Annotated in this window: 12 protein-coding genes and 1 other RNA gene; 1 reads left to right on the top strand and 12 read right to left on the bottom strand. The window is 51.8% G+C overall.

Annotated features, from left to right (window positions below; all coding sequences use genetic code 11):
* Nucleotides 1–80 precede the first annotated feature (80 nt).
* From AC0LWM_RS15745 to AC0LWM_RS15730, 4 genes are all read right to left on the bottom strand, one after another.
* Nucleotides 81–761 (bottom strand): lytic transglycosylase domain-containing protein, encoded by a 681-nt coding sequence (locus AC0LWM_RS15745; RefSeq protein ID WP_474675903.1) that lies wholly within the window; start codon nucleotides 759–761, stop codon nucleotides 81–83.
* 157 nt (nucleotides 762–918) lie between these two features.
* Complete coding sequence (locus AC0LWM_RS15740; RefSeq protein ID WP_474675902.1) at nucleotides 919–1,320, bottom strand: hypothetical protein; 402 nt, start codon at nucleotides 1,318–1,320, stop codon at nucleotides 919–921.
* Between the two features lie 15 nt (nucleotides 1,321–1,335).
* Entirely contained in the window at nucleotides 1,336–1,551 is a 216-nt protein-coding gene (locus AC0LWM_RS15735; RefSeq protein ID WP_474675901.1) for a DUF1540 domain-containing protein, read from the bottom strand.
* A 120-nt stretch (nucleotides 1,552–1,671) separates the two neighbouring features.
* Entirely contained in the window at nucleotides 1,672–2,172 is a 501-nt protein-coding gene (locus AC0LWM_RS15730; RefSeq protein ID WP_474675900.1) for a YpuI family protein, read from the bottom strand.
* A gap of 165 nt (nucleotides 2,173–2,337) precedes the next feature.
* On the opposite strand from AC0LWM_RS15730, the gene AC0LWM_RS15725 reads away from it, so the two are divergent.
* The gene (locus AC0LWM_RS15725) at nucleotides 2,338–4,173 is read left to right on the top strand and encodes a S8 family peptidase (protein ID WP_474675899.1); all 1,836 of its coding nucleotides are present in this window, start codon (nucleotides 2,338–2,340) and stop codon (nucleotides 4,171–4,173) included.
* A 225-nt stretch (nucleotides 4,174–4,398) separates the two neighbouring features.
* Here the strand turns inward: AC0LWM_RS15725 and rnpB are convergent.
* From rnpB to AC0LWM_RS15685, 8 genes are all read right to left on the bottom strand, one after another.
* Nucleotides 4,399–4,801: RNase P RNA component class A (gene rnpB, locus AC0LWM_RS15720), an RNA gene on the bottom strand.
* A 90-nt stretch (nucleotides 4,802–4,891) separates the two neighbouring features.
* Entirely contained in the window at nucleotides 4,892–6,007 is a 1,116-nt protein-coding gene (locus tag AC0LWM_RS15715; RefSeq protein WP_474675898.1) for a Nif3-like dinuclear metal center hexameric protein, read from the bottom strand.
* Entirely contained in the window at nucleotides 5,983–6,747 is a 765-nt protein-coding gene (locus tag AC0LWM_RS15710; RefSeq protein ID WP_474675897.1) for a tRNA (adenine(22)-N(1))-methyltransferase, read from the bottom strand. Before AC0LWM_RS15710 ends, AC0LWM_RS15715 begins: the two co-directional genes overlap by 25 nt.
* Complete coding sequence (locus AC0LWM_RS15705; RefSeq protein ID WP_474675896.1) at nucleotides 6,748–7,578, bottom strand: hypothetical protein; 831 nt, start codon at nucleotides 7,576–7,578, stop codon at nucleotides 6,748–6,750.
* 124 nt (nucleotides 7,579–7,702) lie between these two features.
* On the bottom strand, nucleotides 7,703–8,833 hold the full coding sequence (rpoD, locus tag AC0LWM_RS15700) for an RNA polymerase sigma factor RpoD (RefSeq protein ID WP_474675895.1): 1,131 nt from the start codon (nucleotides 8,831–8,833) through the stop codon (nucleotides 7,703–7,705).
* Between the two features lie 26 nt (nucleotides 8,834–8,859).
* A complete protein-coding gene (dnaG, locus tag AC0LWM_RS15695) occupies nucleotides 8,860–10,698 on the bottom strand; it encodes a DNA primase (protein WP_474675894.1) in 1,839 nt (612 codons plus the stop codon).
* A gap of 48 nt (nucleotides 10,699–10,746) precedes the next feature.
* On the bottom strand, nucleotides 10,747–11,211 hold the full coding sequence (locus AC0LWM_RS15690) for a YaiI/YqxD family protein (RefSeq protein ID WP_474675948.1): 465 nt from the start codon (nucleotides 11,209–11,211) through the stop codon (nucleotides 10,747–10,749).
* 184 nt (nucleotides 11,212–11,395) lie between these two features.
* Entirely contained in the window at nucleotides 11,396–12,214 is an 819-nt protein-coding gene (locus AC0LWM_RS15685; RefSeq protein ID WP_474675893.1) for a pyruvate, water dikinase regulatory protein, read from the bottom strand.
* Between the last annotated feature and the right edge of the window lie 7 nt (nucleotides 12,215–12,221).

Genomic DNA, 12,221 nt, shown 5'->3' with positions numbered 1-12,221 from the left:
TAATATCATATCTGGGCAAAAGAAAAAGATCAAATCCCTTATGATCGGGTTTTGATCGTTATTCGTTCGAATAGGTTCAATTACACCGCAAAGTCGTCCCGCATCCGAAGTACTTTGCGGACATACTGCTGCGTTTCCTCCGGCAGCAAATGCAGCTTCTCGCTCAAATCGTCGTTGGTCCGGATACCCAGCCGATCTACTCTGCCCGGTCCGGCGTTATAAGCGGCCAATGCCACCCCTTCGTTGCCGTTATATTTGCGAAGAAGATAACTTAGGAATCTTGTTCCTCCGTCGATATTCTGCTCAGGGTCAAACGAATCGGTGACGCCCATCCCCCGTGCCGTGTCATCCATAAGCTGCATCAAGCCTTTGGCTCCCGCGGAGGATACGACGTTCGGGTTAAATGACGATTCCTTGCTGATCACTGCCTTCACGAGATTCGGATCAACGCCGTATTTGGCGCTTGCCGAACCGATGATGGAATCATACGCGACCGGAGCCGGTTGAGCGGCGGATTGGATCCGCGGAATCGCGCCGAAGCTTCCGAATGCATCCATTGCCGTCGGTCCCAGAGACGCGCTGCCTGGTTCCTCTGCCGAAAGGTTGTCCGACAATGCGATTTGCTGGAGAAGCGCCGCGAAATCGATGGACTGCTGCTCGCTGGACTCAGCCGCGGGCGACGTGCCTGTGGCGGTAAGATCCAGGCTGCGGAGCAGCTGCTGGTTCAACATTTCTTTGACGTAACGGAAATCGATGCTCATCATTATGCCCCATTCTTGTACGTTTTCGAACTAATTCTATTTTATATATCGGTTAACGAGGCCTGAAACTTTGCATGTATTTATTTCCATAATTATAAATTTCAAATAAATAGAAACAGACTTGCCTGACCGCAGTCATAACAAGCCTGTTTCACTTCTAACGATAAAAGGGCAGTAACACCAAGTATGCCACAAAGGCCACCATGCCGATAATCATCGACCATACGGCCATTGCCCGGCTGCCTTGAATATAGGCTACCGCGCCAAGAACGATCGCCGTAGGTCCCATAACAACCGGCCATAAAAACAAAGAAACGAAAGAAAAGATAAGCGCAACCCAGCCCATCGTTCTGCCGCCTTGATTCGTTCGCGTAACGTCTCTGCTTGGCCTGCTTTCGGCAACCGGCCGTTCTCGGCGAAGATTGGAATCAGCGACGGCGATTTCTGTGGCATATTCTTCTTCGGTGAGCATTCGTCCCGATTCCAGCTTCATTTGCTGACGTTTCCGACGCTCCGTATCCTGCGAATCGCCTTCATGGCTGTTGTGATCCTTGTCCATCAGGTATCGGCCTCCTCAAGCACCCTTTTTCGGCTCGAACGTATGGCAGCATGTTGCGGACGCAATTTTCGCGGTATCCTTATGGTTAGGCTCGAAGCCTTCACCCGCAAACTCTTCGTTCAAGTTGGCGTTAGCGTGCTTGTCGATTTCGATCAAAATCGTCTCGGCGCTGCACCGGTTCCCTTGTGCCCAATAATTACAATCGGATACGCTGCATTTAACTGCAGGCATAGTTATCACCCCCACTACAATCGTTCCCGCGGAGAAGCCGCCCTATACCATGAAACAATTGCAAAAAAAAGAGATGCGAATCGATCGCATCTCAAGGTTCTATATCGTTCTTATCCGGATTTATGCTTTTTCGCCTTGCATCCGGCGCTGTGTCAAATAATCGTTTTCGTAATACGAAAGATCGTCCCGCAGTTCCTCGTACACCTTGGAAATGTCCATGATGATGTCGCGGGCGACCCGGACCGGTTTCTTGCGGAAACGGATGGCATCCTGCCCCGTGTAAGCATAACGCCCATCTTCGGAATAACATTCATTTTTAGGATAAAAAAACGCATTAACGCTATTATGATAAACATCGTACAGCGCTCTTTCGGCAAAATCGTTATCGAAATTTTGCCTCCGCAATACAACGCCCAGCTTTTCGTAAGAAACTTCGGAAAAAACAAGCAAGTGCCGCAAGTCGGCCAAATACCCTTTGTAGAACAGCCCCATGTCCGCGTCGTTATCGGAATTAAGCTGAGGCAAGCTGTAAGCATTCAAAAAAGCTTCCATTTTGTCGATGGCTTCCTTCAGCTTTGCTCTTGTCGTTTCGCAAATGTTTTTTACATTGTGCACAGGCATAAAACTTCCCCCTTAAAAGATGGCAAAAAATACTGGTATCGTCAATGAACTTCCGTATTACATCCTACCACAAAACGGACAGAAAAGGTACTCCTTCCGCGCGCATAATTTGCGGGCGAGTTTCTTACGCTAAGAGCACAAATCTCAACTTGAGGAGGCGCCATTATGCGCAGATTTTGGATTGCCGCGTTTTTCACGATCGCATTGGTCGCACTAATGTATCCCTTTGCCGCTCCCCGCAATCCGGGAAATCCGAAAACGATGCAAGTTCCCCAGCCGATTCCGAAAAACGCTTGGCATGAAGTATCGATGAAAAAAGCCATTCTCAGCCAGGATCTGAAACGAACCGATGAACTATGCCGTACGCAATGCACCCTTGATTTCAAAATGATGATGACCGAAATTTCGGGCCGAACGGCACGGGAAGTCCCGGCGACCTTGCGGAAAATGCAGGAGGAACACAAAAATATCGATTATGTTCAATGGTTCAAGGGAAACTCCGAAGTGACGAGCGGCACCTTGCAGAAATCGCTCAAGCCAAAAGTCTCAGCGGAATTAGAGCAAGCGAAAAAGAAGGCGCTCAACCGGGAATTGTACCATTCCAAAGCGATTAAGCATGACGGGCATACGTATTTCGTGCTTGGCGTGCCGGCGTCTGCCGGCAAATCCGCGATGGTCGGCGTCGTGCACCAGCAAATTCTGGCCAAAGTCGAAGCGCACCAGCGCAAAAATTTACGATTGGTCCCTTATCCAAAAGAAGGCAAGCCAAAAATCGAATCGGTTGATCCGAATACGAACCGGGATATTACGGTCCAGACCGGTGAAGATAATGGTAATGCAAGCCATTACCATATTAACGAGGTGGTCGTTCGATTCCGCAATGCCCCGACCGATGCGGAACTTGCGCAGATGAAGGCGGATCTTGGCACGAAGCATGTCAGGAAGCTGGGCTACACGTATGTGTTCCATTCGAAAACGATGGATGCAAACGCGATGATGAAATATTTCAGCAAATGGAATCCGGTTTACATCGAACCCCATTATTATTATTTGACGAACGAACAGGTACCGAACGATACGTTGTATTCCAAATACCAGTGGAACCTACCGATCATCGAAACGGAAAAAGGCTGGGATCTGTCGAAAGGCAGCGGCAACGTGATCGTTGGCGTTGTCGATACCGGCGTCGATTTGAATCATTCCGACCTGAACGGTAGATTGGTCAGCGGCTATAACGTCGTGAACAAAGGCTCTCAGCCGACGGACGATGTCGGCCATGGTACGCATGTCGCCGGCATCATATCCGCGCTCGTCAACAATGGCTTAGGCGTCGCGGGGATGACGTGGAATAATAAGGTCATGCCGGTCAAGGCGCTCGATTCGAGCGGTGCAGGCACGACGTACACCGTCGCGGAAGGCATCATCTGGGCGACGGATCACGGAGCGAAAGTCATCAACATGAGTCTCGGCAACTATGCCGAAGCGCAGTTCCTGCACGATGCGATCAAATACGCGTATGACCACGACGTCGTGCTTGTCGCGGCCAGCGGTAACGACAATACGGATCGGCCGGGATATCCGGCTGCGTACCCGGAAGTATTCGCGGTTGCGGCGACCGATTCGAATAAGAACAAAGCGCCGTTCTCGAACTTTGGCGATTATGTCGACGTTGCTGCGCCAGGAGTCAGCATTGCGAGCACGTATCCTAGCAATGACTACGCGGCTTTGTCCGGCACTTCGATGGCGAGCCCGCACGTTGCCGCATTGGCTGCGCTTATCCGTTCCGTCAACCCGAACCTCAAAAATACGGAGGTCATGGATATTATGCGGAAAAGCGCCATCGATCTCGGCGCACCCGGCAAGGATCCGAATTTCGGATACGGTCAAATCGACGTCGTAAGGGCACTCCAGATGGCGGAGCAAAACGTCGCATCAATCGAAAATTGGAAAGATAATTTGCAACGGAGGCTGAATTTTGCGATCAGCAAGTTCAGAAGATAATTTGTTGCGAAATTCGATATTCGCAAACGTACAAGGATAACAAAAAAGCATGTTACACCCAAGGCTAACTTGCGTGTAACATGCTTTTCTATTTACGACGTAAAACAAAAAGCGAAAACAAAACCAGCCGTCGTCACATGGCCGGAACCGGCTGCTTGAGCAGAAGATTCGCGGCAAGACTCGGCTGTTGCTTTGCTGAACTCATTTATACGCATTGTAGTAGTTATGGAAAGTTTGCCATAAGCCGGGTTCTGTGCTTCGAGTGGTCAAAACGGGAACTACCCTCCCACCGTAAAAGCGACAATCATCTATCTAGGCCGGCCATTGCTGACCGGCTCAAGCGACCAACCCGGACGCGCCTCGGGCTAAGGCTGCGGTTCAAACCGCTGCGTCCCTCTTCGGTCTTGCTCCAAGTGGGGTTTACCAGGAACGTAGTCACCCACGCTCCTCGTGGTCTCTTACACCACGGTTCCACCCTTGCCTGTGCCGCAAGCGGCCATCGGCGGTCCATTTCTGTGGCACTATCCTTCAACTCGCGTTGACTGGACGTTATCCAGCACCCTGCCCTGCGGAGCCCGGACTTTCCTCTCGTGAGCTCGCGCTCACCAGCGATTGTCTGTCAAACTTCCCAATATACATTGACTAGTATACAAACATTCCGGCAAAAGTACAACGATAAATGTATAACAGGTTTGCACCGAATTGGCGCGGCTTCCAGCTATACGAATCGGAACGGCTCCGTATTGACCGTCGATGGGATGACTTGCGTCGCATATTTCGATTCGGTCATTTTCGATTGCAGCAGGTCGGCGACCTTCGACTTCATGATCTTCTCGATATTGTGCCCTGGATCGATGATCGCAAGACCTGCAGCCAACGCGTCGTGGGCTGTGTGATAATCGATATCGCCCGTGATCAGCACATCGGCGCCGTTAAACAAGGCATGCCGCACAAATTTGCGTCCGGCTCCGCCCAATACGGCGACCTTGCGTACCGGACGCTGCAATTCGCCGACTACACGAACAACGGGTACGTCAAACGCCGCCTTCGTTTGGTTTGCCAATTGCTCCAATGTTACGGTCTCCGGCAGCTTGCCGACCCGCCCCAATCCGAAGGTACGCCCCTTCAGATCAACAGGATACAAATCGTAGGCTACTTCCTCGTACGGGTGCGCCTTGAGCATCGCTTGCACGACGCGGCGCTGCATGCTTTGCGGCACGATCGTTTCCACGCGCACCTCGTTAACGCGCTCAATCTTGCCTTCTTTGCCGATAAACGGCTCCGTGCCCTCTCGCGGCATAAAGGTGCCCGTGCCTTCAATATTGAAGCTGCAGTGGCTATAATCGCCGATCCAGCCGGCTCCGGCAGCGAACAGCGCTTGCAGTACCTGCTCGTGGTGCGATTTCGGCACGAATACGACGAGCTTGCTCAGCTTTTCGGTATGTACTTCCTCAAGGCAGGACAGCTGGCTCATGCCAAGCGCCTCGGCCATCATATCGTTAATGCCGCCGTCGGCGACATCCAGATTCGTATGCGCGATGTAGACGGCGATATCGTGCTTGATCAGCTTTTCGTACAGCTTGCCCATCGGAGAGTCCGTTTGCAGCGTCTTGACGGGCATATACATGATCGCATGGTGCGCGATGATCAGGTCAACTTGCTCGCGAATGGCTTCCTCGACGACATCGTCGGTCACGTCCAACGCGACGAGCACCTTCTTGATTTCCTTCTGAAGCGTGCCGAGCTGCAAGCCGATCCGGTCGTCCGGCTCCGCGTAATGCTTCGGCGCGAATTGCTCAAACATTTGGATTACGGTTTGTCCTTTTGCAAACATTGCAATACCTCCTTAATGCAAGCGATCTCCTGACGGAGCTGATCTTCCTTCTCTCGCGAAGCTTCCAGACTAGATTGCTGCAACGTCCCGACTATCCGCTCCAGTTTGCCGATCTCAAGCTCCCATTTGACGAACAAGACAGGGTCGGCTTGCCGAAGCAGATACGGACCCATAGCGATCAGTCGCTCCCGGGTAACGCTTATGCCGCACGTCAAGCGGATCGTATCCGGATATAATTCGGCATTCAGCTCTTCCGCGTTCGCCATCCGTTCGGCGGTTAAGATTTCGTATATTTTGTCGTCTTCCTCCAGGATCTGCTCTTCTACGAGAACCCATCCCCGTTCCAATAGCCAGGTCCGCACCTGGTCCTCGCCGACGTTCGGCTGCAGAACAAGACGTTTCACGCCCTGCAGTTTCGATTCGCCTGCGGACAATATTTTGACGATCAGACTTCCGCCCATGCCCGCGATCGTAATGACGTCGACTTCGCCCGGCCCAATCACCGCCAAGCCGTCGCCGCGACGTACGGAAACGACATCCGCCAATTTCGCTTGAGCGACCTGTTTGCTGGCGGCCTCGAAAGGACCCTGATTGACTTCGCCGGCAACGGCAAACGCCGCTACGCCGCGTTGTACAAGATATGTCGGCAGCAGCGCGTGATCCGATCCGATATCGGCGATCCGGCTGCCTTGCGGAACTTGACCGGCAATCATCGCCAGTCTTGATGATAATTTAACCATTTAAGCCATCCATTCAATCCATTTTTTTCTGAACGCAAATAATAAAACCGCTCCGAACACAATTTTCACCAGCAATAACGATTGCACGACACCGGCCATACTGCCGTCTACGAACATGTGGTCAAGCTCCGGCGCAAACCAGAGCAACGCGCCTACAATAAACAATACGCCGGACGCCGATTTGTTCCGTTGATGAAACAACGAAGCGAGCCAACAAAAAATAAAGCATGCCGGCAACCAGTACAGCTGCAGCTCGATCCAAGAAGCTTTGACGGCTTGCGGAAAGAGAAGCCATCCGTAAATCATGATGAAGCCGATCCAGCCGCACAGATGAAATAATCGAATGCGCAACAGAATGCCCAAGATCAGCCAAACGAGACTGCATAAGGCCAAAAAAGCAATCGTCCAGCCAATCGGCTGGATTTGATGCAGCCGAAGCATGTAAAGTCCGATGCCGAGCAGCGATATGCTTCCCGCTCCGATCGCGGAGAAGGAAACCGCGGTATTCGTTTCCCGATATTTCACGCCGACCCCGTAACATGCGGAGACGAACAGCAGCGTGACCCCAATTTGCAAAGGTGCGGGAAAAGAGTTAAAATAAATCCCAGATAAACAAATCAAGGAAATTATGACAATCCCAAGCAACCAGCTTTTCCAGCTGCTATTAGCTATAGGCGTTGTTGACTGACCGCCCGAGCGTGAAGAAGGCTTGTCCGTTGATTTATCGGCATACAGATTCAATAAAAAATCACAATAATGCTCAGGCAGCAGCTTGCTGCGCCGCCAATGCTCAATTTCCTTGACAATTATATTTCGTTTCTCTTGATCCACCGGATCACCCCATCGTTAGAACTGGTCCCAAGTTCGCGCCGTCCTCATTAGCGTTCCTTGGAAAAAAAGACCTTACTGCAAGCAGAAAGGTCCTTCTCTAACTTATATCGGATCGGGGCTGCCATTATTCAAGAAAATCTTTTAAACGTTTGCTCCGGCTCGGATGACGGAGCTTCCGCAACGCTTTCGCTTCGATCTGCCGAATCCGTTCGCGCGTAACGCCGAATACTTTGCCGACTTCCTCGAGCGTCCGGGTCCGCCCGTCATCAAGTCCAAAGCGCAAACGAAGCACGTTTTCTTCCCGTTCGGTGAGCGTGTCGAGCACATCCTCGAGCTGTTCTTTCAGCAGCTCGTATGCCGCGGCGTCAGCCGGAGCGAGCGCTTCCTGATCCTCGATGAAATCGCCGAGATGGGAATCGTCCTCTTCGCCGATCGGCGTTTCGAGCGATACCGGCTCTTGCGCGATTTTCATAATTTCGCGAACTTTGTCCGTGCTGAGGTCCATCTCCGCCGCAATTTCCTCCGGCGTCGGTTCGCGCCCGAACTCTTGCAGCAATTGCCGCGAAACCCGGATCAGCTTGTTGATCGTTTCCACCATGTGTACGGGAATCCGAATCGTTCTTGCCTGATCCGCAATCGCCCGCGTGATCGCCTGCCGAATCCACCAGGTCGCATACGTACTGAACTTGTAGCCTTTCGTATGATCGAACTTTTCTACGGCTTTAATCAAGCCCATGTTCCCTTCCTGGATCAGATCCAGAAACAGCATGCCGCGTCCGACATAACGTTTGGCGATGCTGACGACCAGCCGCAAGTTCGCTTCCGCGAGCCTCCGTTTCGCCTCTTCGTCACCGTTTTCGATCCGCTTCGCCAAGTCCACCTCGTCGTCGGCCGACAACAAAGGCACTCTGCCGATTTCCTTCAAATACATCCGAACCGGGTCATTGATCTTGATCCCCGGAGGCAGAGACAGGTCGTCGTCGAAGTTGAATTCGTCATGATGATCGCGATCGCGGTCGCGATCGTCGCTCATATGCATGTCGTCTTCGTTATCGTTCGTCACTTCAATGCCCAAATCGGCCAATTGCTCAAAAAATTCATCGATTTGATCCGCATCCTGATCGAATGAGGCCAGCTTCTCCATAATCTCTTTATACGTTATCGCTGACCGCTTCTTGCCTTGCTCGATCAACTGATCCTTCACTTGATCCAGTGATAGTTCGGTCTCTAGTTCAGTATGTTGATCATTTGCCATAACCCGACTCCCTCCTCCCTAGAACGTTATCCCTGCAATAACTTCAGCTGTCTTTCTAGGGCAATAATCTCGCTTGCGATTTGTGCGGCCGCCAGCACGTCGCCTGAACGTTCCGCCCGCATCATTTGTTCTTTTTTTGTTTCGATTTCTTTCTGACGCGGCACTTTTTTGATTTCCCGAATGTAGTCGTCGATTACCTGCTCATTGTAACCGAGGTTCATGTCCATGAGTATGGATGCCGCAATCTGCTCCAAAGCGTCATCCTTCAGCGACGTCATGTACATCCGGGCATCGGGTGGCTTGCCTTGCGCATAATAAGCATATAAATAAGCAGCTAATGCTGCGTGAGCTTCGACGTTGAATTGATCTCCCAACTGTTGTTCGACATAACCCGCCACTTCATCGTTTTGCATCATAATGGCGAGCAGATTGCGTTCAGCGTTATGGTAAGCGGGGAGTAAAGAGGGCGTGGAAGGTGCGACTCTTTTTTCATGCATAACAGTATTCCACGAATTCTGGATATTATCCCCATGTCGGTTTATTTTTTGCTGTTGCTGCTGCCGAACTTCATTTAATTCCTGCTTTAACGTTTCGAACGATATTTCAAATTCGGAAGACAATTCTTTAACGTAGTGCTCTCTCTCCGTCGGCGAAGGAACCTCTGCGATGATTTTGACGGCATCCTTGACATAATTCAATTTCCCGTCATCTTCTAGCAGTATATGGTTTTTTCGCAAATATATAAGTTTAAATTTTGTCGGCGATACCGCATGGCGAATCATTTCATTCATGAACTTGTCGGCGCCGTAGGCCGTAATGTATTCGTCCGGGTCCATCCGGTTCGGGATGACCGAAACGGTCGCATGCAGCCCGGCTTTTTCGAGAATGGCCATGCTCTTGTACGCCGCCGCTTGTCCGGCATTGTCGCCGTCGTAGCAGATGACGACGTGCTCCGCAAACCGCCGCATCAGAATCGCATGTTCTTCGGTAAGCGCCGTACCCATCGTGGCCACGCCGTTCGTTACGCCGGCTTCCCATGCCTTGATGACGTCCACGTAACCTTCGAACAACACGACCTGCCGCGTCTTGCGAATCGATTCTTTCGCTTGATGCAAATTGTAAAGCAGCTTGCTCTTGCGGAATAAAATCGACTCGGGCGAATTCAAATATTTCGGCTGTCCGTCGCCGAGTATTCGTCCCCCGAACGCGATCACTTTGCCGCTGGCATCACTGATCGGGAACATGACCCTGTCGCGGAACTTGTCGTAATATCCTTGGCTCTCGGATCGTTCGGACAACAGTCCGCCCTTCTCCATCAATGCGGGATCGAAGCCTCGCCGTTCCAGAAATTGCGCCAATGTTTCCCACATGTTCGGAGCGTAGCCGATTTGGAACCGGTCGATCATCGCATCGGAAAATCCGCGCTTCTGCAAATACTGCTTGGCCGGAATGCTGAACTCCATATTTTTGAGCAGATGGTTGTACAGCATCGCCGAAAGCCTGTAAGCCTCAAGCAGGGATTGCCTTTCCTGATCCCGCTCCGTCGGTTCGTGATCCGCCTGCTTCCAGTCGAACGGAATATTCGCATCTTCTGCCAAATGCCGAACGGCTTCCGGGAACGAATAGTTCTCGATATCCATCATGAACTGGATGGCAGTTCCGCCTTTGCCGCAGCCGAAGCATTTGTAGATTTGTTTCTCCGGCGTCACGGTGAACGAAGGCGTTTTCTCCGAATGGAAAGGACAGAGCCCCTTCATAGACTTCCCGTTTTTGGTTAGATGCACGTATTTCCCTACGACTTCGACAATGTCGCTTGCCTTTAAGATCGCTTCAATGATCTCATCCGGAATATTGCCGCTGCTCATCTAAACCACCTTCATCTCTGTAAGCACGATAATAATTATTCGCTGCACTCACGTATTCTCCTGCAAAAGTCGTAAAACTTTTGTCAGGTTTTGTAGAAACTTTTTGCGATCCTCGTCGGTGAACGCCCGCGGACCTTTGCCCCGCTTGCCGCCGCGCCGATCCTTGGCAAGCTGGTGCCGCCTCTCCAGCAAAAAGTCGATCGTGCTGTCCGTATACAGCTGGCCGTGATTCGACAAAACATGAGCGCGCTTCGCCAAACCGATCGTCGCGAGCCCAAAATCCTGCGTCACGAGAACATCGCCCGGCGAAATCCGATTGGCGATATACAAATCGACGGATTGCGAGGACGGGTCAACCTGGACGATTTGTACGCTTGCCTCGGCTTCCAGCCGATGAGCGTACGAAGCGACCAGCAGGACAGGAACATGGAACTGCCGCGCGGTTTCGGCAATTTCGCGTTTGACCGGACATGCATCCGCATCAACAATGATTTTCGGAGCCGTCGCTACAATGAGAATCCCCCGTTTATCGAACGATAATATGAATAATACAATAGATCCGTCGATCCCTGATTACCGTAATATTATATACGATGAAGATTTAAAAAATCCTGCTTTTCCATAAAAGCAAGTACCGTCGATTCATATCGAAATTTGTCGAAAGATTGAACAAAAGAAATCTGCCCCGAAAGGCAGATTAATTGCGCTGGCGAAACATATCCAGAATGACGCTGGCCGTTTCCTCCACTGCTTTATTCGACACGTCGATGACGACGCAGCCAAGCCGTTCCATGATCGAGTTCGCGTGCTCCAGCTCGCGCCCAATCCGCTCGATCTTGGCATAATTGGCGTTCTCCGCAAGTCCGAGCGCCTTGAGGCGCTCCCTGCGGATTTCGTTCAGCTTGGCGGAATTGATTGTCAAGCCGACGACCTTCGACTTGTCGATCGTAAACAGCTCGCTTGGCGGCTGCAGCTCCGGCACAAGCGGCACGTTCGCCACTTTATATTTTTTGTGCGCCAAGTACATCGATAGCGGCGTCTTGGACGTCCGGGACACGCCGACAAGCACGATGTCCGCCTTGAGCACGCCCATCACGTCGCGGCCGTCGTCGTATTTTACGGCGAACTCGACCGCTTCGACCTTCTTGAAGTAATCTTCGTCGAGCATATGGTTCATGCCCGGCTCCCGCAGCGACTTGCGCCCGACTCGTCTCTCGAGACTGTCGAGCAGCGGACCGAGCAGGTCGATCGTCTCCACAAGGTGAAGCCGCGCTTGCTCCAGCAAATAATCGCGCAGCTCCGGAATGACAAGCGTAAATGCGATCATCGCACGCTGCCGCTTTGCGTCCGACAGCACTTTATCGATCGCCTCCTCATTTTGAACGAACGGGAAGCGGCGAATGTCAACGACAACGGGATGAAATTGCGCCGCGGCCGCTCTTACGGCAAACTCCCCCGTGTCTCCCGCGGAATCGGACACGACGTAAACGACCGGCGATTGACGATCCTCTTCCATCGGGAAG

Source organism: Paenibacillus sp. sgz302148 (assembly GCF_056120465.1).
The sequence above is the reverse complement of the archived record's forward strand: the minus strand, read 5'-3'. Positions and strand labels throughout refer to the sequence as shown.